We start from the raw sequence: 22,144 nt of genomic DNA on the forward strand, positions 1-22,144 counted from the left end.
AGTGGACACTGGACGTGGGCGCTGGGACACAGCCACGATCCATGACCACCCTCTGTGTCGCGACCCCTCCAGCGTCCGTTTCTGACCCACTGCCTCGGGCCGGCGAGCCCGTGGCCGCCACCTGCCAGTCGGGAGCAGCCACTTGGTGGCTGGGGCCATTGTGCGCGCATCGCCGTCGAGATTACCGGCAACAGCGTGTGCGCTGGCGACAGACGTAATGCGCGTGGCCGTCCAGCATCTAACTGGGCGCTGGCACACAGCCATTGTCATGGATGGAGCGCTGTGTCCCACCGTCAGCGACCATTGGTGTGTCCGTGGGGCCGTCCGCTCGGCCCCACGGTGATCGGGACGTTGGTGAGCCACTGGCTCGGCGAGGTGGCGGCCGGCTGGGAGGGGCGCCGTCGTGTGGTCAGTTGGGCCTCGCACGACGAACCCGTGGCCGAGGCGTGTCTCGCGGGCCTGCTCGCAGGGGTGGTCAGTAGCCGAGACACGGTCGTGATCGTGGCTGGAAAGCTGGGTCTGAGTGTTGGACATTGAACGAAGCAGGGGCTCGGATCGGCTCCGAGCGGGCCAGTAACGGGCATCATGGTCCACCGACACGCCAGGAGCTGGCTGCGACGGCCGCGCAGACTGGGTGGAGGCTAGACGATGCCCGTGGGTGTGGCGTCGGGTGCCGACTGAGACGGCCCCGACGCCGACGGGACGAGTTCGCTCGCGACCGGACGGTGTGATCGACCGGGCTGGTCGGGCGGTCCGGCTGTGTGCGAACAGCGGGGCGGACACAGAGGCGACCCACGACAGCCGACGCCCTCGACTCGCAGTCATCGCGACTTCTCCTGATCGGTAGGCGGCGTGGGGAGCTCGACGGTGAAATCGGAGGCGAGCCACTGGGTGGGGGTGGCCTTGTTGAAGATGACGAACCCGACGTCGGCCGACATGGCGACGTGACTCTTGGGCACGGTTGGGCACTCCTCGTGGGCATCTGGCTCCGGATCTTCAGGTGCCCACCACCCGCCGTCGGTCACGATCGGATGCTCCGGGTCGTCAGAGGCGTCGTCGAGTGCCTGGGCAGGGTTGTCGTTGACTGCGTCGTCAGGGCCATCGGCAGGCTGGTCCGTGCCGCCATCAGTGATCACTTGGTCGTCGTCACCAGCATCGGCGTCGTCGCCATCAGTGGCCAGCTGGCCGTCGCCGACAGCGTCGGGATCCAGCTCGAGAAGTGTGCCAGCCAGATAGCCGGGATGGGACGGCTCTTGACGCTCGCGTGTGGCCGGCTCGTCAAACGTGGCCGAACAGCTCCGGCAGCGGTAGTCGTGCTCGACGCCGTCGGCGTCGAGGTTCGTCCCGACGACGCTCTGGATGCACGGGCGATCACAGGCTGGGCAGACGCGGATGGTGTCGGTGACTGTGGGATCGTCGCCACTGCTGTCGGTCGTCATGCTGCCTCCACGACCGCTGTCAGTGGTTGCTCGTCGGCGCCCACGCCGCCCTGCTCACCGTCCGTTGGCCAGCGACGCGTCGCTGCGGGCGGGCCCGCCGTCGGGGGGATAAGCCGTCGTTTAACTGCTAGGAATGTTGCAAACGGTCGACAGGAATTATACCGCCAGCCTCGGCAGCCATCGGCCGGGTGTCGGGGACTGTCCGACCAGCGGACCCCCCCAGCCCCGGCACCCGACTGCTCGCTGGGGCTGGCTCGCGAGGCAGGCCCCAGCGCCACGTCATCCTGCCCAGCCCGTGTCGAGGCGACGCATCGTCCGGGCCAGTTCGTCCCACCACGCGTCACGGGAGTGTGGGGGGCCGGCCGCGTCGCACCAGCGGGCGCACACGTGTGGGATACGCTCGGAGTACCGACATCGGGCCCGGTTAGTGTGGGTGTGAACCATCCCCATCGGTTAGTAGCTTGCAGGTGCCAGTCTCGACCTGGCTGTCGGGGCCACTTCCAACACAGACCCACATCCCCGACCCCCGACGGCCAACCGGAGTCCACGTGATGAGCGGTACGAGGCCACCAGCCCCCGCAGAGCGTGGCCCCTGTCGACGTCCCGTCGGCGAGCCCGACCGCGGCCAATGCCAGCGAGCCTCGACCAGTGGCGGCGTGCTCAATCCCACCGTCGGTGGGGCGCCGTTGGCTGGCCGCGGCCGGCCATAAACACGCGGTGGGACTGCCAACCAGTTTCGGCCGTTTATCAGAAGCAGCCGCTGAGGGTTGACTCGGTCGCCGGTTGCACACCGCGTCGACCACGCGCCGCCGGCGACTGACACCCCAATCCATAGCTTCGGTGCCGTTTTCGCTCAGCTGCATCCCACCGCCCGGTCGTCGGTGGAGCGTGGCCAGTCGACCTGGGTGGGATGCGGGACACCCAAATATTCGGTCCAAGCCTTTTCCCTGTCGAATGGTAACGTATCGCTTGGACCCCGGTGAGGTCGTCGTTTCAGTAAGTGCACCAGCCCAAGAGACTCCGGCCGGGGTCCAGTCCTGCGGTTCGGCGCTTGTTGGGGAGCCGTGGCTGGCGGGTCCGTTCGGGTGGCTGGGTGGTTTAGTGCGGGCTTGTGGCGGTGTCCAGACGGCGAGGGGCCGCCGAGTGGCGGCTATGGGTCGGCCATGTAGTGGCTGGGCGGCCGTGGGTGCGGTTGGATCGAGAGTTGATGGTCGATGCGTCGCTAACCGTGGGGAGGTTTCAAGCCTCCCCGGGGCAAGTGTATGCATGCGGTGCTTGACCGACGCGGCGCCCGTGGTGGTGCACGGCGTCGCACTCGGTTTTCGAATGACGCCCGAGGAGCGACGCGTCGGCCTTGCTAGGACTGTGCAGTGCGCAACCACTTAGTGCTTTGCCCATACTGGTAAAATATGGCCAGAAATGGAGATGATTGCCCAGAAAATAAGAGCGATGACAGATTCAGTAAGGTCTTTGCACAGGCCCCCAACGACACACATGTGGCGTCTAAAGAAGAGCGCAAACGGCGCGTTCTGGAGTTTATGGAAGAGACGCGTCTAGCTCTACCCAAGCGAGCACTCTACCGAAACCTTGCATATCGGGGTGTTGACTTTGGCGAAGGTTCGTTGAAGAACTATATAGGGGAACTTCGTGAGGAGGGCTTTGTAGAGCGGATTGACGCCGAGGATTACGAAAATGGCAATCTCGTCATCTCTGATCAAGACCCTGGATACTGGGTAATTACTGCAGAAGGCGTCAAAGAAGTCCAAAAAGATTCACACTCTGGACGATCTGATATCGATGACAGCCATCTTTAACCAGTACTGGTAAAGTTTTATGATCCTGGCGCTATTGAGTATCGAGTAAGAACACACGCGTCGCTGGCCGGTTTCCTTCAGGAAATCGCCCCGGTGCTGGAACACCGAGGCGCGTGGGTTCTAGACCAAACCCATGCCGAAATCAGAAGCCAATCCTCAAGAACGTACCGCACGCGAACTACTCACCCAGCGCCCGCTGTTCGTCGGCGTCGACGGCGCCGGCGGCGCGCATTACTGGGACGGTTACGAGCAAGCGGTGGTCGTCGTCGAAGGCGCCGCCGCCGAGAAAGTCGAACTATCACACACTCCCTTCCGGACGCTCGGTGACTGGTGTGAGTACACGCGAGTAGAGCGTGGCTGGAACGACGGTCCCCGTGTCGGCGGCTCACTGGTCGGCGATCTCGTGCGAGGTGTCGAGTCATGAGTTGTACCGTCGAAGAGCGGAAGCAGGTGCGGCGAGCTGCCCGGTCGATTCGTGATTCGGTAGCGACCGAGGCCGTCGACGTCGTCGCGCCAAACGCGAGTCAGTACGACGCGTGGACGTTGGATGCCGTGTTGCGTGATCGAGAGGGTGTGCGGCCCGAAGTGTTGCGCGAGCTCGCGCTGGCCGGGTTGACGCTGCGGCCGACGCCGTCGCAGGCCGGGTACCAGCACGTGCTGGCGACGGTGTAGACAGTTTGCGGCTAATCGGTACTCAATAAGATTATTGAAACGTTTCAATCCCGTGCTGGGTTTCTCCCTCGTCGCGACCACGCCGTCGGTGACTTTGGCGCTCCAGTTGTACGGTTTCAATCCCGTGCTGGGTTTCTCCCTCGTCGCGACCGTCGACAAGCAGGTCTTGCCCGGCCCACTCAATAGGTTTCAATCCCGTGCTGGGTTTCTCCCTCGTCGCGACTGTTGCATCTGTAGCGGGGGCAGTGGCTTGAACCCGTTTCAATCCCGTGCTGGGTTTCTCCCTCGTCGCGACTCCGCACTGTCTCCGTGCGACAGCGGCGACGAGATTGTTTCAATCCCGTGCTGGGTTTCTCCCTCGTCGCGACTGCGCGGGCGAGTGAGCCCGCGAGGTAGAGCAGCGACGTTTCAATCCCGTGCTGGGTTTCTCCCTCGTCGCGACGGCGCTGGAGGTGTTCGACGCGGCGACGGCGACGAGTTTCAATCCCGTGCTGGGTTTCTCCCTCGTCGCGACAAGGCCGTCGGCCTCGGGGCTGCGGCGGCCGGCAGGTTTCAATCCCGTGCTGGGTTTCTCCCTCGTCGCGACGCTTGCCCTCGCTGTCGGTGATGGCGAGGACGACGTGTTTCAATCCCGTGCTGGGTTTCTCCCTCGTCGCGACGGCCGTGTCGTCTGGCGGTCGGCCGACGGCGCTATGTTTCAATCCCGTGCTGGGTTTCTCCCTCGTCGCGACAGAGGTCTTTTCGCGGCCGCGGACGGCGGCTTCCACGTTTCAATCCCGTGCTGGTTTTCTCCCTCGTCGCGACGTCTGGGGCACGCCGTAGTCAGCGCAATTTATCTCCGTTTCAATCCCGTGCTGGGTTTCTCCCTCGTCGCGACTCGTCACGGGAGCGTCGAACACGAAGCCTGCTGGCTGTTTCAATCCCGTGCTGGGTTTCTCCCTCGTCGCGACCGCGCGGAGCGTCATCGCTCAACCTCCGACGAGTTGTTTCAATCCCGTGCTGGGTTTCTCCCTCGTCGCGACATTGCGACTCATCGACAGTGAGTCGGCGGAGTCACAAGGTTTCAATCCCGTGCTGGGTTTCTCCCTCGTCGCGACCGACGACCTCGGCAACCATCCTTCCCGAACTCGGCTAGTTTCAATCCCGTGCTGGGTTTCTCCCTCGTCGCGACCGTTCTTCAGCGAGCGCTGGTTCATGCAGTACGCGCAGTTTCAATCCCGTGCTGGGTTTCTCCCTCGTCGCGACGTGTGCGAGGTTCGCCGCCGTCGTCGTCTTCCCGAGTTTCAATCCCGTGCTGGGTTTCTCCCTCGTCGCGACACGGGCGAGGTGTCGGTCGAGGAAGCCACGCACGTGTTTCAATCCCGTGCTGGGTTTCTCCCTCGTCGCGACGACCGGATAGACCAGCAGTAGCGCGGCGTCGTCGGTGTTTCAATCCCGTGCTGGGTTTCTCCCTCGTCGCGACGCTGACCGAGGTGGTCGACCGAACCGGTGAGTCCGTGTTTCAATCCCGTGCTGGGTTTCTCCCTCGTCGCGACGAGCGAGTCGAGCGTCTCGCCGGCCGATATGACCGGTTTCAATCCCGTGCTGGGTTTCTCCCTCGTCGCGACCGTACCAGCGTGCACTCTTTCAAATGCTGGGCGTTTTGTTTCAATCCCGTGCTGGGTTTCTCCCTCGTCGCGACGCCTATCTAATCAACAACGAGACGGGAACGACTGTGTTTCAATCCCGTGCTGGGTTTCTCCCTCGTCGCGACTTCTTGAGATAGGACCCGAATGTCCACCGAGACTTGTTTCAATCCCGTGCTGGGTTTCTCCCTCGTCGCGACGGTTCGTGTTCTCGCTGCATCGCGTCGAAGTGGTGTTTCAATCCCGTGCTGGGTTTCTCCCTCGTCGCGACGCGGCCGTCAGCGATGAACACGCGGCGGTCCTTCACGTTTCAATCCCGTGCTGGGTTTCTCCCTCGTCGCGACGAACTCTTCCCGGTACTCGTCTATCTCGATATCAGGTTTCAATCCCGTGCTGGGTTTCTCCCTCGTCGCGACCGCGCGACCGCGCCCGACGTGTCGACTCTCGACGTGTTTCAATCCCGTGCTGGGTTTCTCCCTCGTCGCGACCTTGAGGCCACGCTCGTCGACGTCGACGGCCTCCGTTTCAATCCCGTGCTGGGTTTCTCCCTCGTCGCGACCCGGCAACTCGTGCTCCAGTCCGGCGAGGACAACTTCTGTTTCAATCCCGTGCTGGGTTTCTCCCTCGTCGCGACTCGGCCGGCTGGTCCTCAGCTGCCGCATCCGTCCGGTTTCAATCCCGTGCTGGGTTTCTCCCTCGTCGCGACACCGCGTCGACGACGTCCGCCACAGGTTCGGCCGTGGGTTCGTTTCAATCCCGTGCTGGGTTTCTCCCTCGTCGCGACCGTCGGTCGCGAGTCCCACAACTTCGAACCACCAGCGTGTTTCAATCCCGTGCTGGGTTTCTCCCTCGTCGCGACTCGGCCGGCTGGTCCTCAGCTGCCGCATCCGTCCGGTTTCAATCCCGTGCTGGGTTTCTCCCTCGTCGCGACCGTCGGTCGCGAGTCCCACAACTTCGAACCACCAGCGTGTTTCAATCCCGTGCTGGGTTTCTCCCTCGTCGCGACCCGGACACCAGTCCGGATGGAGGCCGTAGGGATGTGCGTTTCAATCCCGTGCTGGGTTTCTCCCTCGTCGCGACCCTACACGCGGCTATCGTACCTTTGGCGTTCACAATGTTTCAATCCCGTGCTGGGTTTCTCCCTCGTCGCGACCGTCGGGGACGGAACTCTCTCCGCAGACGCGCCCAGTTTCAATCCCGTGCTGGGTTTCTCCCTCGTCGCGACGGTATCACGGGCAGCGCCAACCCGCTCGACAGGTTTCAATCCCGTGCTGGGTTTCTCCCTCGTCGCGACACCGCGTTTACGCAGCTCGTCCAGAATGGCGGCGTGTTTCAATCCCGTGCTGGGTTTCTCCCTCGTCGCGACCCCTCGGCGGCGGCGTGACTCTCGGCGGCGTCGTTCCGTTTCAATCCCGTGCTGGGTTTCTCCCTCGTCGCGACGTCTGTGACGAGACGTTCGAGACCGTTCCCAGCGAGTTTCAATCCCGTGCTGGGTTTCTCCCTCGTCGCGACTGCCGGCGGTTCGTTCGTTCGCGCGACGTACTGTTTCAATCCCGTGCTGGGTTTCTCCCTCGTCGCGACCGGAGACGCCGCGAATCGTCGACGCGTCACCGAGTTTCAATCCCGTGCTGGGTTTCTCCCTCGTCGCGACCCGTCACTGAGTTCGCTGAGCCGATTTGTGCCTGTTTCAATCCCGTGCTGGGTTTCTCCCTCGTCGCGACCCGTCGACCCGACGACTGTCTCCCTCGATGCCATCGAGTTTCAATCCCGTGCTGGGTTTCTCCCTCGTCGCGACGTCGTCGGGGACGTCCCGCAGCGTCGGGTAGACGTGTTTCAATCCCGTGCTGGGTTTCTCCCTCGTCGCGACGAGTTGTAGCTGACGTACCGAACGTGGGCCTCATCGTTTCAATCCCGTGCTGGGTTTCTCCCTCGTCGCGACATCAGTCGCAGCCACAACATCGTCCGAGCGCTCCATGTTTCAATCCCGTGCTGGGTTTCTCCCTCGTCGCGACTCATCCCAGATGGCGGCGCCCTCGTAGACGTCGACGTGTTTCAATCCCGTGCTGGGTTTCTCCCTCGTCGCGACACTCAGACAGGTGGTCGGCGATGCCTAGCCGACATATGTTTCAATCCCGTGCTGGGTTTCTCCCTCGTCGCGACTGTGTACTCGTGCCCTCGATGTCGGCCACGTCGATATAGTTTCAATCCCGTGCTGGGTTTCTCCCTCGTCGCGACCCGTCTATCACGAGGACCCCGAGTGTCAGTACGTGTTTCAATCCCGTGCTGGGTTTCTCCCTCGTCGCGACATGACCGGCACGTTCAACGAGACCCACTTCGACTTGTTTCAATCCCGTGCTGGGTTTCTCCCTCGTCGCGACTGACGCGAATCGTCTTCGAGGACACCCACGAGGACCGGTTTCAATCCCGTGCTGGGTTTCTCCCTCGTCGCGACAGCCGACGCCGTGGAGGCGGACGTCCGGGCTAACGCCATCGTTTCAATCCCGTGCTGGGTTTCTCCCTCGTCGCGACGTCCGCCCTCAATCTCGTAGTCGAGGAACAGGACGTGTTTCAATCCCGTGCTGGGTTTCTCCCTCGTCGCGACTTCGTCGACGACGACCTGCACCGGGAGTTCCCTGTTGTTTCAATCCCGTGCTGGGTTTCTCCCTCGTCGCGACCGCATACGTGTAGACAGACTCAGCGCCACTGGCGCTGTTTCAATCCCGTGCTGGGTTTCTCCCTCGTCGCGACCTCGTGACGCTCCTGGGTCTCGGTGACGATGCTCGTGTTTCAATCCCGTGCTGGGTTTCTCCCTCGTCGCGACGCGCGCGTCACCGACCGCGACCACGACCTCGTCGTGTTTCAATCCCGTGCTGGGTTTCTCCCTCGTCGCGACAGAACCGCTCCTCGCCGTCAACGGCGTCGTCGTGAGGTTTCAATCCCGTGCTGGGTTTCTCCCTCGTCGCGACCTCACCGGCTGGAAACTTAGAACCAACCGGACCAAGGTTTCAATCCCGTGCTGGGTTTCTCCCTCGTCGCGACGGCGCGTTTCGGATGCCCGTCACGGACGGCGTCGAGTTTCAATCCCGTGCTGGGTTTCTCCCTCGTCGCGACACGCGGGGAGTGGGACGTCCAGCATCCTGCTCATGTTTCAATCCCGTGCTGGGTTTCTCCCTCGTCGCGACGCCTGGTCGTCGTTGGTGTCGCTGGTGATGACTTGTTTCAATCCCGTGCTGGGTTTCTCCCTCGTCGCGACTCGCCATCCGACAGGGCGCTGACGGCCGCCTGCTGTTTCAATCCCGTGCTGGGTTTCTCCCTCGTCGCGACGGGAGCGACCAGACGACGTCGAGGAACTGTCCGTACAGTTTCAATCCCGTGCTGGGTTTCTCCCTCGTCGCGACACGCAGCGAGACAACCTCGCTGTTCGTGTCTTCATCGTTTCAATCCCGTGCTGGGTTTCTCCCTCGTCGCGACAGGGGGTAATATACGCCGCATAGGCCCTATAGTTTGCGCTCTATCCCTCATTCAACATCTGTCTTTCGTGGACCCCTACTGTACACAGGGTTCAAAAAGGTCCACGAAGCCCGGACTCAGATCACGTTCGATTGATCTTCAGGCGGGTCGGAGCCGATGTCAGTGATATCGTCGAGACAAGACTCACACTGACGATATACTCGGACCCGATCACCGTCGCTCTTGTCGATTCGGTCGGCGAGTTCGTCTTCTAACTCGACCCGTTCGGCCTTCGAGACATCTACCTCGAAGACACTGTACTGCCGCCATGCACCGTACCGTTCGAGCGTTCGATACACTCGTCGGCGATTCGCGTCGTCACTGACGTCGTAGGTGATTACGAGTCTCACCGGGACACCTCCAGCGCATGATACTCGTCGAGTTCCCCGGTAATCGCCTTCCGAAGAAGGATCGACTGTTGGTGGATCGCCTTTCGCCGACTCACTTCGTACTCGAAGTACGGATGGGTCAGCGTCTCCTCCATGTACGCGTCGAACTTCGAGAGGTACGTCTGGAAGGCGTCATCACGGAGGTGATTATCGTCCCGGAAGTCGTCGTGGGTGAACGTGCCGCGGTTCACCACGCGCGTAACGAACGCATCACAGAACAGCGGCCGGAACTCCTCTTGGAGGTCGAGCGCCAGCGACGGCCGCCCATGTCGGTCGGCGTGCAAGACTCCGAGGAACGGATCGAGATTGTAGCTCCGAAGACCAGTTAGAACCTCGTTTTTCATCATCACGTAGGTCAGCGACAGCAGCGAGTTGATGTGGTCCTCCGGGGGGCGCTTACTCCGCGTCTCAAACGTCCAGCCGTCAACCAACGTCTCGTCAAGCCGGCCGAAGTACCGCTCCGCAGCTTCGCCCTCGGTGCCACGGAGGTCATCTTTGGACTCGGCGCGAGTGACGCGCTCACCCAAATCCCGAAGTACGTCGGTGCCGGTGACGCCCTTGCGTGAGAGCAGCGTGCGTGCGTTCCGTATTTTGGCGCGGATCATCGCCTTCGCGATGTCGAGTTCAACAGTTTCGCCCAGTGCATACTGCGCGCGACGAACCTCCGCAATTGTGTTCCGCTCGGGGACGAAGCTCCCACGGTAGTCCCCGTTCTGGGTAAAGTAGTTGAGCACGATTCCGTGTTCGTTCGCTTCAGCGACGAATGGCGTCGAAAAGTTCACACCTCCAAAGACGTTGATCGTCTCGACCTTCGCGGTCGGGAACGTCCCGAGTTCGCCTTCGTCGCCGTCAACGTCGTGGACGACGATCTGGCCGCCGTCTGTTCGGACCTGTGTGCCCTGTGTGGTGACGTACACGACTGAGTCCAGAAACATCCCGTCACTGGCCTTCATGATGGTTCCTCCGGACGAACGCCTTCCCACTCAGTTCCTTCTGCCATCTCGGGCGCGAGCATCGCTGTCTCTGCTGGCATACAATAATTTCGGGCTGAACAGGCCTCACATTTCGACTGACTATCGATCAGCGGTGGGACGTCGCCAAATGACAACTGCTCAATTCGTTTAACGACACGGCGAACCGCCGTCCGATGGTCGTCTGTGATTCGAATCGGGTGGCGGGTGTCAGTCGAGTAGAGATAGATGTATCCAACGTTAACTGGCTTATCGATTGCATCTTCGAGGAGCATGCAATAACCGGCAATCTGTAATTCGTCGCTTGGATAGTACTCGCCACTCTCGGCACGCTTGCGTTCCACTGGGGTCGGCGTTCCATCAGCAGTCTCAACGAGGTCGATCTTCCCGTGCAGCCCGAGGTTTTCCGAACGGAAGTACCGCTCTCGGACCCAGCCACCGCGTCTCGACGCGTCGTCATGCTTTGACCGACCGTCGACCAGTTCGTATGGCTCTCCAATCTCGTCGTGGAACCGCTGGTAGTAGTACCGCCGTGGGCAGTAGACGAATTCGTTGAGTGCACTGACGTATACTAGTTCATCTCTAAAGCTCGACTCGGCCGTCATCAGATATCGACCCCGAACCGTTCGAGATCGACTGCCTCTGCTTCGTCTTGAATGGCACAATGAAGGTACAGCGCGTCGGTTCCGAGCGCGATCGAACAGAGGCCGTCGGGGGTCACCAACCCGTAGATGAAAAAGAACGGCCCGAGATCGTACTGGTTCCTGACAGCAGTTGGGTTGTCGTCGACGACGTATGCTAAAATATTGAGATCAACCATTCCTTCGCGGAGATGTTCGATGCTCCTGCCGATCCGTCGAGAACCATCGTCGACGTTCACTTGTACCGAGAGATTGTCGACGGTACGGGGCGTCCGTCCGGTGCGATCTGTTTCAGTCTTCAGCCATCCGTTGATCTCTGGTGTCGCTTCCAAGGCGACCTCGCGCCCGTAGCCATCTTCGTTCGGGGGAATCGTGCCGTGATATGTGCAGAACCCGGTTACGTATGGCGCTGTGCTCTCGATTGTCGCGTGGTGTTTCTCAGGAACCACCCTGTCGAACTCCTCGCGTGGGTGGAACTCGATATCACCGTGGCGGAGCAGGTAGAACAGATCGTACGCCCGAACAGCCTCGCGGCCCTCTCCGTTCGGGTCGTACACAAGCACCTGCAGTGAGTCCCCCCGGTACCACTTCAGCGTGTCTTCGACTGCGTGTTCTATCGGGTCGATATAGCGTTCGAGGTCCTCGCGTGTGAAGCCTGAATCCGACGCGAAGTGGGCGGTGATACGGTCCCATCCGTTTGTCTGGATCCGCTCGGCTAGCTCCGGATTCGCGTCCCGCGTTCGTCTTCGTAAATGATGGTACGCTTCCGCGGCGGAGTAGCGCCAGTCGAACGATTCCTTGTCACGCGGATCGTGGTAGGCGTCGCCGAGAATCCGGGTCAATCTCGCTCGCGTCACTGACTCGGAATGGGGACGGTCGTTGAGCGTCGCCGCGACCGTTGATGGAACGTAACAGCGAGCAGACTGGCGGACAGTCTCGGTACGAAGCCGACCCAGTCGCTGAAGAAAACTGGCTCGGTCATGTGCTGAGAACACCAATCGATCAACTTCGAAGTCGATCCCAACCTCGACCGCCGAATTGCTCACCAAGACGTCAAACCGGTTGAGTTTGGATTCGAGATCGCCGCGGTGGAACCCATCGATCCGGACAACCTCCTGTTCGTCGAGCGTTTCGTCGAGCCGCGTGTACACGTCCTCAACCTCACGGATTCCATCGAGTATGAAGACGGTCTTCCCAGGTCGCGATGCGAAGTCACGAGTAGCCTCCCAGTCCTCGTCAAGTAGTTCATCGGCTGTTCCGAACGTCGATGCCGAGCGAACGTCGAGGGTGACCGGTGGCATCACTGCCCCCCAGCCTGCCGACGGCTCGTCAGTGAATGGCTGCTGTTCGACCTCTCCACGCTGTTCGGTCACACGGTAATATGGCGCCCCCATCGCGTTCTCGAACCGGTTTTCGAGCCAGTCTGTTGGTGTCGCACTCAGCAGTACAATCCGCGAGAGCGCACACCGATACGCTGGGAGGTCATACATTTCGTCGAGAAGGAACAGCAACGTGTTCTGTTCCTTCCGCCCGGCACGATGGAACTCGTCGACTACGACCGTCCCGAACTCGTTAAGCGCGCGGACCCGCGCACCGGGGTTTCCTGGACGTCCGTAGAGACTCCGCCGCATCATCACGAAGATGTCCGGGTTGGTCAAGAGGATCACCTGACTCTCGCCGTGGTAGATTTCCTCCCTGAGCAGTCGGCGGAGTCGTGCTCCATTGCTCGTCGCCGTTGGGAACCGGTCGGCGTGTTCCCCACGCAGCGTGTCGGCGGTGACAGTGATCAGCTTCGCGTCCTCTCCCAATTCTGTCTCCGGATACTTCGTCGAAATCTCCGCTCTGAGATTCTGTTCCTGGTCGTGGATGAGCGCATTCGTCGGGTAGAGGACGAGGGCGTGTTCGCCGCGTTTTACGATGGGAACGAACCACGATATTGTCTTTCCACTGCCAGTTGGACTGTCGTTCACCGCGAGGAACGACTCGCTCGTGTTGAACAACTCGCGAAGGTCCTGTTGATGCGCGTACGGTTTGAACGCACCATCAGCAACAGGGTAAGAGGGATCGGCGTGTCGGCGGAGTTCGACGCCCGCGAGCGGGAGGGGCTCCGTCATCGTTTCCTCCGCAGGAACTGAACGTCGGCCGGGAGTTCGACCGAGTCGTCACTAGCGCCGTTCTCCGCGGACTCGGACTTGGATGTCGGCTCGGAAAGGACGACATGCGGTCCGTCGTACGTCCCTTGTGCGATCAGCGGCGTTGGCCGCATCTGTTTGGTGATGAGATCCCCGACCGGAGTCTGGTCGCTATCGTATCCGCCGATAGCATGGCCGAGTTCGTACTCGCCTGTTCTGTCATCGACTGCGAGTTGTTGGGTTTCGACGCGGGCCTTCCCACGCTTCTTCCCGAGACGAATATAGCCCGGCAGTGCGGCGTCCAGCTCGTCGGCGTCGACGCTGCGTCCGAGGACGTAACAGCGGAGCTCGTTTCCGTGACCGAGTACCCGCCGACGTCCGTATGAGGGCAGGTTCCGACCTTCGTTCGGGTCGTCCTGTGCGGAGTAGTTGATTGTTGCGTAGTCGTCGGTGCTGGTGTTGTACGTTGACGTGATCTGGTTGGTGATCCCCTCCACGGGTGTCGCGGGGGTAACGTAGACCCTGTCGGCGATGTCCGCAGTATCGTCGAGATATGTTGGCTCGAACAACCGGTCGACGTAGCGGCCCGACGCGAACCCGAACGCGTAGTACAACGCTGTGTTGAGGAAGTACGGTTCTGTGTCCGCGAGCCGACCCACCTCACGGCTAGCGAACCAGATTTCCCCTTGGGTTCGGAGCGTTACCTCCAGTGCCGACTGCATCGGGCTACTCCTCCTCAGACTGGTCGCGGAACGACCGGGAGGCCTCACGTTGCTGCTCTAGGACGTCAGCTAGGTTGTCACCGGTCGCCGCTGCAAGCAGATCATCGACGGTTTCCGTGGGGATGCGTTCGAGATCGAGCCCGCCGCGCTCGGCCGCGACACGTTCCTCAAAGGCGCTCTGGAGATGCTCGGCGACGAGTTTGGGGTCATGGGCGGATTCCGTGATTACGTCCTGAATCGTTTCGGACCCAGTGGTGTCGTCCTCGCGAAGGTGTCGGATCACGTCCCGGGTCAGACCGAGGTTTGCGGGCCCCTCCTCACTCCCGGTATACACGCCGAGGATGTGGTTCTTTACGCGACCGAGTCGGGTCGTGGCCGCGCCGTACCGCTTGTTCTTCGCAGTAATTCCGAGGACGAACGCAAGCTCCGCTGGCGTCGCATCGCGGAGCGTGACGACCGCGGGGAACAACGTTCCTGGCTCGAAGAAGTCCGGTTCGCGGATTGTTGCCTCCGCCTCCTTAGCGTAGTCATCGCCGGGCGCGTTCTGGAACTTCTCATCGATTGCGGCGGTGGCATCCCGGAGCGTGTACGCAGTGTCGTACATTACCCGCGAGGTAATCGACAGCGCTTGATCGGCGTCATCGCTCGCGGCGCTGCCGTAGAGCATACACTCGACACAGTCCTGACACATGCCATTGACCTGCATCGTACACTCGACGTCGAGCAGGTCGCGCTGGAGCGACTTCCCGAAGCGCCGGTCGCTCCCGGTCTGTTTGCGCATGAACATCAGACCGGGTGAGTACGTCTCGCGGTCGTCGCCGGATCCGACGGCAACGCTCGCAAGATCAGCGCTCTGCCCGTCGGTCGTGAAGATTGCGTGACTCTCCAACTCTCGAAGGACGAGAATGTTCGTGAAGTTGTTCTGTGGGGCGATACTCATCTCATCGGGAGCGACGGTGCCGCGTTCGAGTTCTGGGTAGGTGTCGTAATTGAACATGGTTACTGTGTGGAGTGTTCGTCGTCGGTCGGATCGTCACCTTCTGTCGCTGCTGACTGGTACTTCAGTCGGAGCGTGGCCGCGTAGAAGCCGTCTGCGAGGTTGTTTGCCCGCCGCTTCAGCAGCGATGGCTTTCCCTCGCATCGGTCGACTAGCAAGCGCTGTGCGAACGCCTTGGCGTAGCGCTCGATACGTTCGTTCGGATGTCCGCCATGCTCGCTCTTGTCTTCGGAAAGTCGGTACACCTGATCACTCCGGTTTGGTAATTTCTGGAGTCGACCAGCGACGAGCAGCGCTGCCTCGTCGGCGTCCAGCCGAAATTCGTTTGAGTCCTTTACTGCCTTCACTGACTCGCGGAATACGCGCTCGATCGCGTACGGCTTGTCGTTGTCGGATGCAGGCCGAATCGCGTCGTACGCGAGTTCCGCGAGGTAAGTGATGTCGTCTTTGGGTGTCGTTGATGTCGTCATTGGTCGTCTATCGTTGTGAATCGTGCTGTCGTCGTCCGTGATCGCTGCGATGCGTACCGGTCAAGGTAATCCGCTTCCTCGAGCAGGTATCCGGGTGCCCCACCGTTATCGGCGTCTTTCGCGGCTCTTTTGAGGAGATAGGACCCCGGAAGCGGCTTGTTTCGCGTCATGCGGAGATACTGTGGGAAACGGGCATCGTCCCACTCCAATTCGTACCCGAGCTGGACAAGTGCCGCCGCGGCACCGAGCCGTTCGCGGAGCTCCGACAGCGGGATCTCCTGTCCGTAGAAGTCCGCGACTCTCGTGAATCCAGCATCGAGCGTAGCCATCTCCTTGAAGTCCCGGCCACGGAGGTCCGGCAGCGGCGACTGGGAGATATACACTCTCGTCCCCATCGCGGCCGCAATCGATAGGCCAAGGAAGACACCGAAGAACTGGAACTCGGTCTCGTTATCTTGGGGCTTGTAGAACGAGAGCGTCCGCGTTCCGAAGCCAGATTCGGAGTCAAAGTCTTGTCCTAACTGTTCGAGCATCGAGCGACCACCCTCCTCGTGCCATGTCGCCTCCTCAAGAACAGTGGCGTACGACTCGGCTGGCATTCCGTCCGGATTTCCATCCGCGACCGCGTCGAACACGGCCGACGCGAGTCGTCCCATTCGAGTCATCGCCTCGCCGGTGAAGCGCGCGAAGATCTCCCCATTGTACAGTGACCACATTGTCGGTGTGTAGAAGTAATCCGGGATAAGGTGGATGAACAGGCGTCCTGCCTCCCGACGAGTAGATCCAGTCTCTCGGAGCGAGAACTCCACCTGGCAAGGGATACACGCGAGAAGCTCTTCGGGCTTACCGGCGTCAGCCTGGATACGATTGGAGTAGCCAGCCTGAAAGGTTGTGAGCGACTTTGGGGCTTTCATGTCTTCCTTCCGCCCGCTTGTCGTCCCGCGGTTGCAGAACGTACACGTCTTCCCACGCCGGGTGGTGTGGTGCTCTTCGAACGGGTCGGTGAGGAGTTCCGTTTCCCCGGCCGACTCAACTATGTGCCCATCGACATGGAGCACGTCGGCGATGTACGCCTTGAGTTCCGTCTCGAACTCGCCGGCATGTTCCGCCATCACCGGTTCCTGCCAGTCAGGGGCCCGTTCCCCAAGTCGTTTCAGCAGGAACTCTGCAAGGTGTTCAGCCGCTGGAGACCAACCTTCACGCCGGACCATGTCGGCGACGTGCTGTCCAATTGCGTAGCCATAGTCCCACTTCCCGCCAGCGGTTAGGCTTACGTCGTCGTCATCACGGAGTGCTCGAAGCCTGTCAATGACCTCGTCGTCAAGCCCGAACAACTGACAGGTCGCCGTTAGTGCGTCCCCGTCAAACGCACCCTCGTCCACGAGTGGGTCGACGAACGCCCGTTTAACGGTGTACGCCAACCGAGCGTATCCTGGAGCGACACGCGTGGTCGCGTCGATATCGATCGGAAGGCGTTCGTTCAGCAGCTCCATCGTCTCCTGCATGCTGTCCGTCGGGTCAGCGTCCGGGTCAGCATCCTGTACGGCTTTGACGGTGACCGCGAGGAGGACGTTTGGAGCACCTGCGTAGAAGAAATCCTGCGCGTTGATCGCGTAGAACCCCTGTGACCGGACATCAAGGTTCTCTGCGAGTCGCTGTCGGTCATCGTATGCAGGATGTGCGTCTCCAACTTCCTCCGTGAGCCGGCTGTAGAGGGCGTCGACCAGCCCCTCGTTGACTGGTGGGTCTGGATGTTCTGTATTAGTGACGTACACGCAGCCATCCTGATAGATGAGGAGGAGTTCGTACCCAGCGCGGTCGTTCAGCTCCCGGGCAACGACTCCATTCAACAGGTTCGTGAAGATTCCCTTGACGTCGTCGAGAATGTGGTACCGGAGGTCAAGATCGACGCCGGGATACGCCTCGTCCAAGGCTCGCACATTCCGCTCGCTCGCTGCGGATTCCGGCGTCTCACACGAAGCGAAGGCGTCTGCAATCCGAACAAACGGCCGAATCCGGTCGTATGTCCGTGTTGACTGCTCTGGGTTCGACTTCCAACTGTTCTCATGATCGACAGTACAGGCGTGGAAGTCCTCAATCCGGAGAGACGGGGCAAACTCGTCAACACCGACTGTATCCACCAGCGTCTCAACTTCCCCACTGTCGATGTTGTACTCGGTCTGGGCTGTCGTCTCTGTGTCCCTGTATTTGTGGAGATCGTGAATCACGAACAGGGCAATAGCCTGTCGGAGTTCGTCATCGTCGAGTGCATATGCCCCGAACGATGGCACAATCTCATTGAGCTGCGTGAGCGCAAATACACCATTCCGGATATGATTGACCATCGACTGGTCAGTCTGGCCATAGTCAATGCTCTTTGCCACCTCGAATCCCCAGCCTTCGTCAAGCAGTTGTGGATCAACCGCTGTGAGAAACTCCCCCAGCACGGGATTCAGCTCATCAGTACCACTGAAGATCGACGTTTCACTCATTCCTTTACCCCCACCTCCACAGTCCCGCACCCGCGAGCGACCGAACTCCCCACGCCGGCGTACTCACCGAACTGAGCAAGCGCAGTCGTAGCAGTCCGAACGGCCTCACTCGCATCCTTGAACTTGTACGTACAGGTCCCGGTGAATCCCTGTGCGAGAATGGGCGAGCCGTCCTCACCGCGGTTCACCAACACACTGCACGTTTCGTACGTCCGTGCGTCGGGTTTCTCGATGAGATTCGCCTCGAAGTCCTCGCGAGTCATCCCCAGCTCACAGCGGTCGACGGCATCCTCGGGGAGCGTCTTGTTCCATCGACGAAGCAGCGACCGGAACACGGACCCTCTGTGGGGGAACATCGTCGTGATCCCATCAGCCTCTTCGATACAGGTCGGCGTTCGGAACTGCATCTCGAGCTCGAACGTGTCCGGTTGGTCGTCGACGGTCGCGGCTGCTGCTTCGAGCACCTCCTCATGGGTCGCGTTACTACTCGCGAAGTCACGCACGCGCATCTCCCCCTCCGAAAGAGAGAGCGAGTCGCCGCCGAAGACGAACGCGTCCGCGAGTGCCTCGAACACGCTCCGGTCCGCAGGATCGGTCACGCCCAACGAGAGGCGGTACTCCTCGGACGGATCGACCCGCTTGTGGAACTTGCGGTCACTGCCCCGGAACGAGCCCAGCAAGCCGCTGTTGTGCAGACTGCCAAGCTGGGAGTCGTGCACGCGCTCGCTCACGTCGGCGGCAACATCATCGAGCGCCCCGAGTAGCGCACCGTACACCTGATAGCCAGTGGCGCTCGGGATCACGAACGACTCAGTCGGCGCTAACGTCAGCTCGACCTGTCGCATCGCCATCTCCTGTTTTTTCGTGGTTGATCTACTCGCACATCCACTTCTGCAGAGCCATGTCACTTTAAACTTATTCATGAGATGATATGTATGCAGACGTGTGCAATCAGCCGCGCACATCTGCACGATCCTGCGACAGAACCGTTTAGATGCAGGCATCCGTCTTGGGTGTGTGCGCACATACGTTTCGACGATCGGATACTACGACACACGGGTGGTGCGGCCGGTATTAGACCACGGACTGAACGCAGGGGATGTGGTCGTGTTACTTCGGCCCTACAATGACGATGCGGATGGGGACAGTGCAGTCGCGGATGTCAAGCAGATTTTCTCGGAGCTGGGTCCGGATATCGACGTCGTCGTCGAGCAAATCACGTACGACGATTTCGCCGCCGCAGTGATGGAGTGCGTTGATGTGCTGGCGGCGGCCGACGGCAAGACGATCGCGAACTTTGGCGGTGGTCCACGTGAGATCTTCCTCGCGTTCGCGATCGCCGCGCTTGTGGCCAACGAGCGAATCGACACCGTGCTGCAGTTTACGGATATCGACGAGGAAGTGCGGGAACTCCGACTGCCCGAACTGATGGAGTCGCTTCCCACGAAGACACACAAGACACTGCAGACCGTCGCGGAACTGGATGGGGAGTCGACTCTCCCGACGATCGCCGATCGGAGCGGCCAGTCCCGGAGCACGGTCGGCCGCCATCTCGACGAGCTCGAAACAGCGGGTGCGGTCGAAACAGAGAAACGGGGGAAGACCAGACATGTCGAACTGACGCTCGGAGGGCGACTCCGGCTGTTCCGGCTGGCGTAATTCGTGGACCCTTTTGAATGACGTGTACAGGGAGAGTCCATGATTTAGGTGCTCGCTCTCGTGGCTCGTGCGTAAGCTATAGGCTCTCTGGTGCAAATATCACCCCCGGTCGAGACGCGGTAGAAACCCAGAACGGGATTGAAACGTCGCTGTCCCACCCGCGGCAGCGGGAGGACGTAGGGTCGAGACGCGGTAGAAACCCAGAACGGGATTGAAACTCATCATCGCGGGAGCACAGGCGTCGGCATCCGGCGTGTCGAGACGCGGTAGAAACCCAGCACGGGATTGAAACACTGGTCGGCTTTCGTCGCGTCGACGGCGAGCCCGCACGTCGAGACGCGGTAGAAACCCAGAACGGGATTGAAACTTCAGGAACAACCAGAGCGCCGCCGCGCGCCGACAGGTCGAGACGCGGTAGAAACCCAGAACGGGATTGAAACGTCTTCGTCTCCTTGACCCGTCGTCCGACGAGGAAGTGTCGAGACGCGGTAGAAACCCAGAACGGGATTGAAACCGGGATGTCTGCTGGGTCGTTCTGCCCGTCGCCGTGTCGAGACGCGGTAGAAACCCAGAACGGGATTGAAACGACGGCGCTGTCGCAACGGACGGAGGTGAAAAGTGATGGTCGAGACGCGGTAGAAACCCAGAACGGGATTGAAACACACCATTGAGGCTGGAGAGCTATACATCCGAGGGCCGTCGAGACGCGGTAGAAACCCAGAACGGGATTGAAACACAATCAGAACAAAGCCAACCTCCGAGAGACGGACAGTCGAGACGCGGTAGAAACCCAGAACGGGATTGAAACGTGTCGTCCTTCTCCGCGACAACCTTGGAGGGGCGGTCGAGACGCGGTAGAAACCCAGAACGGGATTGAAACTGGTTAGCCTGAATGAAGTGCGGGCAGAACTCGGGTCGAGACGCGGTAGAAACCCAGAACGGGATTGAAACAGCCCAAAGAACGCGTGACTGTGCGGATTCCCAAGGTCGAGACGCGGTAGAAACCCAGAACGGGATTGAAACTCAAAAACCTCGGCGGCGGTCGCTACCAGTGTGGCGTCGAGACCCGGTAGAAACCCAGCATGGGATTGAAACTGCTGAAAGCGAAGCTCCATATCGCCAAGTTCGCCCGTCGAGCGATGTTTGGCTGGAAGGACCTCGAAACTGCTCGGCAGTATCTGAACGTGGATGGATGATGGCCAGGCGGGCGCTCAGTAGCATCCACTAGCCTCTATATTGACTCTGGTTACGGCGGGTATATGGAGTACCAATTCGAGCTATATTCGAAGTACTGCATGGGTGAACGCTTTAGTCACAAGCAGCCCTCGTCCTAAGTAGACGCGTCCTACGAGATGCGGGCTGACGCTCGTTAGCGACACTCCCCCGGCCGAACAACCCCTGGAGAGCCATCGCTATCGCTCGCGAGCGTCGACCCAGTGTGCGCCCCAACCCGCCAAGATCACCGGCGCACACCAGACGCACCCATCGGCCACCGAGGTCCCCGGCCGCCGACGGACACACGGGCCATCACAGCGCCCGCCTGTGTGCCTGCCGGTGCGGGAAATCGGTACCACCAGGAGCCCCAGCTATGTCCAGCACGAACCACACACCGCCTGCATCGCGTCGCACAGCCACCGTCGGCGAGCCCATGGAGGGACGATGAACAGCACGCAGCACGAACTCCTCGCGAAGAACAACCTCATCGTCGCCAAATTGCTGGGCGCCGTCATCGTCCTGACCCAGCTGTACGAGCTGCCACGTGCCATTTTGCTGGGCGTGCTGGTGGTCGCGACGTTCGGGTTCTCGACGGCGTCGACAATCGCCTGGATGTCGCGGTGAGTGGGGCTCGTCGATCACCGCATCTGTCCACTCAATCTACGCCGTCAGTTCCTCGACCCACTCGACCGTTGCCACGTAGCTCGTCACCCCCTCACTAACCTCGGCGACGGCAGGCAGCGTCAACCCCTGCGGCCGCCCAGCGAGATAGGCCTCCCAATGGGACTGCGGATCTTGGTGCCCCTCCCGACGACCCGAACGACATCCGTCACTGACGATGCCAGCCCCCACGTTAATTACGGACCCCGGTAAACCCGTGGCTATGGCCGAGTGCGCTCGCTGTGGTGCCTTTACCGACAATGAGCCAGAGGGTGAGTACCACTACTGTGACGACTGTCTCGACACCTTTTCGACGATCGAACAGTCGGGTGTCGTCGTCGAACAAGCGACCGAGGGCGGCGAGTACCACATCATCGTGACTGACGGAAGTGCGTCACTCGATGGCGGGCAGGAACCCTCGCAAGTCGATGCCCTAGCCCGTGGGAAATACATCTGCAACGAATGTGGGCTCGAAGGCGTGTTCAAGTACAAGCACACCGGCTCGACGTGGGTGCTCAGCGAGTATCTGGAGGAGCATCCAGGTATCAGACAAGACGTCCACGAACGACTTCGGCGTGTGCCCGACCAGTCGTCCGGACTCCTGGATCGGATTCGCAGCTTTCTGTGAGGCCTTGTGGATCGCTTTGACACCCCCGAAGACGGACGGTTTGATTCGCAACTGGCCCAGTCCCGCGGGCCACACGTGGTGGGTCACTGTCGGTGATCTCGTTCGAGA

General features: G+C 60.8%; 16 protein-coding genes and 2 CRISPR repeat arrays. Of the genes, 6 read left to right on the top strand and 10 right to left on the bottom strand.

What is annotated here, in order from left to right; genetic code table 11:
* Positions 1-821 precede the first annotated feature (821 nt).
* Entirely contained in the window at positions 822-1,439 is a 618-nt protein-coding gene (locus Hhyl6_RS21595; RefSeq protein ID WP_483741310.1) for a hypothetical protein, read from the bottom strand.
* A gap of 1,409 nt (positions 1,440-2,848) precedes the next feature.
* Here Hhyl6_RS21595 and Hhyl6_RS21600 point away from each other — a divergent pair.
* The 3 genes from Hhyl6_RS21600 to Hhyl6_RS21610 all read left to right on the top strand — a co-directional run bounded on the left by Hhyl6_RS21600 (position 2,849) and on the right by Hhyl6_RS21610 (position 3,925).
* Positions 2,849-3,253 (top strand): hypothetical protein, encoded by a 405-nt coding sequence (locus Hhyl6_RS21600; protein ID WP_483741311.1) that lies wholly within the window; start codon positions 2,849-2,851, stop codon positions 3,251-3,253.
* A 133-nt stretch (positions 3,254-3,386) separates the two neighbouring features.
* Positions 3,387-3,677, top strand: coding sequence for a hypothetical protein (locus tag Hhyl6_RS21605; RefSeq protein ID WP_483741312.1), 291 nt, complete (start codon positions 3,387-3,389; stop codon positions 3,675-3,677).
* Positions 3,674-3,925 (top strand): hypothetical protein, encoded by a 252-nt coding sequence (locus Hhyl6_RS21610; RefSeq protein ID WP_483741313.1) that lies wholly within the window; start codon positions 3,674-3,676, stop codon positions 3,923-3,925. The genes Hhyl6_RS21605 and Hhyl6_RS21610 overlap by 4 nt, the downstream gene beginning before the upstream one ends.
* Positions 3,926-3,966: 41 nt before the next feature.
* A CRISPR array of direct repeats spans positions 3,967-9,021; the repeat unit is 37 nt; unit sequence GTTTCAATCCCGTGCTGGGTTTCTCCCTCGTCGCGAC.
* Between the two features lie 116 nt (positions 9,022-9,137).
* Here Hhyl6_RS21610 and cas2 read toward each other — a convergent pair.
* From cas2 to cas6, 9 genes are read right to left on the bottom strand one after another with little or no spacing between them, the layout of a single operon-like run.
* Positions 9,138-9,410 (bottom strand): CRISPR-associated endonuclease Cas2, encoded by a 273-nt coding sequence (gene cas2 / locus Hhyl6_RS21615; protein ID WP_483741314.1) that lies wholly within the window; start codon positions 9,408-9,410, stop codon positions 9,138-9,140.
* Positions 9,407-10,402, bottom strand: coding sequence for a CRISPR-associated endonuclease Cas1 (cas1, locus tag Hhyl6_RS21620; protein WP_483741315.1), 996 nt, complete (start codon positions 10,400-10,402; stop codon positions 9,407-9,409). The genes cas2 and cas1 overlap by 4 nt, the downstream gene beginning before the upstream one ends.
* Complete coding sequence (gene cas4 / locus Hhyl6_RS21625) at positions 10,399-11,025, bottom strand: CRISPR-associated protein Cas4 (RefSeq protein ID WP_483741316.1); 627 nt, start codon at positions 11,023-11,025, stop codon at positions 10,399-10,401. The genes cas1 and cas4 overlap by 4 nt, the downstream gene beginning before the upstream one ends.
* Positions 11,025-13,175, bottom strand: coding sequence for a type I-D CRISPR-associated helicase Cas3' (gene cas3, locus Hhyl6_RS21630; protein ID WP_483741317.1), 2,151 nt, complete (start codon positions 13,173-13,175; stop codon positions 11,025-11,027). The genes cas4 and cas3 overlap by 1 nt, the downstream gene beginning before the upstream one ends.
* Positions 13,172-13,915, bottom strand: coding sequence for a type I-D CRISPR-associated protein Cas5/Csc1 (cas5d, locus tag Hhyl6_RS21635; protein ID WP_483741318.1), 744 nt, complete (start codon positions 13,913-13,915; stop codon positions 13,172-13,174). The genes cas3 and cas5d overlap by 4 nt, the downstream gene beginning before the upstream one ends.
* Before the next feature lie 4 nt (positions 13,916-13,919).
* Positions 13,920-14,912: a type I-D CRISPR-associated protein Cas7/Csc2 gene (gene cas7d / locus Hhyl6_RS21640; RefSeq protein WP_483741319.1), complete on the bottom strand. Its 993-nt coding sequence runs from the start codon at positions 14,910-14,912 to the stop codon at positions 13,920-13,922.
* A 2-nt stretch (positions 14,913-14,914) separates the two neighbouring features.
* Positions 14,915-15,382 carry a type I-D CRISPR-associated protein Cas10d/Csc3 gene (gene cas10d, locus Hhyl6_RS21645; RefSeq protein ID WP_483741320.1) on the bottom strand — a complete coding sequence of 156 codons (468 nt, stop codon included), beginning with the start codon at positions 15,380-15,382 and terminating at the stop codon, positions 14,915-14,917.
* The gene (gene cas10d, locus Hhyl6_RS21650) at positions 15,379-17,874 is read right to left on the bottom strand and encodes a type I-D CRISPR-associated protein Cas10d/Csc3 (protein WP_483741321.1); all 2,496 of its coding nucleotides are present in this window, start codon (positions 17,872-17,874) and stop codon (positions 15,379-15,381) included. The genes cas10d (Hhyl6_RS21645) and cas10d (Hhyl6_RS21650) overlap by 4 nt, the downstream gene beginning before the upstream one ends.
* On the bottom strand, positions 17,871-18,719 hold the full coding sequence (gene cas6, locus Hhyl6_RS21655; RefSeq protein ID WP_483741322.1) for a CRISPR system precrRNA processing endoribonuclease RAMP protein Cas6: 849 nt from the start codon (positions 18,717-18,719) through the stop codon (positions 17,871-17,873). The genes cas10d (Hhyl6_RS21650) and cas6 overlap by 4 nt, the downstream gene beginning before the upstream one ends.
* 172 nt (positions 18,720-18,891) lie before the next feature.
* Between cas6 and csa3 the strand changes: the two genes are divergently transcribed.
* The 3 genes from csa3 to Hhyl6_RS21670 all read left to right on the top strand — a co-directional run bounded on the left by csa3 (position 18,892) and on the right by Hhyl6_RS21670 (position 22,036).
* Complete coding sequence (gene csa3 / locus Hhyl6_RS21660; RefSeq protein ID WP_483741323.1) at positions 18,892-19,533, top strand: CRISPR-associated CARF protein Csa3; 642 nt, start codon at positions 18,892-18,894, stop codon at positions 19,531-19,533.
* A 108-nt stretch (positions 19,534-19,641) separates the two neighbouring features.
* Positions 19,642-20,628: direct repeats of the CRISPR family, unit length 37 nt; unit sequence GTCGAGACGCGGTAGAAACCCAGAACGGGATTGAAAC.
* 564 nt (positions 20,629-21,192) lie between these two features.
* Positions 21,193-21,372, top strand: coding sequence for a hypothetical protein (locus tag Hhyl6_RS21665; protein ID WP_483741324.1), 180 nt, complete (start codon positions 21,193-21,195; stop codon positions 21,370-21,372).
* A 259-nt stretch (positions 21,373-21,631) separates the two neighbouring features.
* Entirely contained in the window at positions 21,632-22,036 is a 405-nt protein-coding gene (locus Hhyl6_RS21670) for a hypothetical protein (RefSeq protein WP_483741325.1), read from the top strand.
* Positions 22,037-22,144 lie beyond the last annotated feature (108 nt).

The sequence above is a fragment of the Haloarcula sp. H-hyl6 genome, assembly GCF_056934455.1.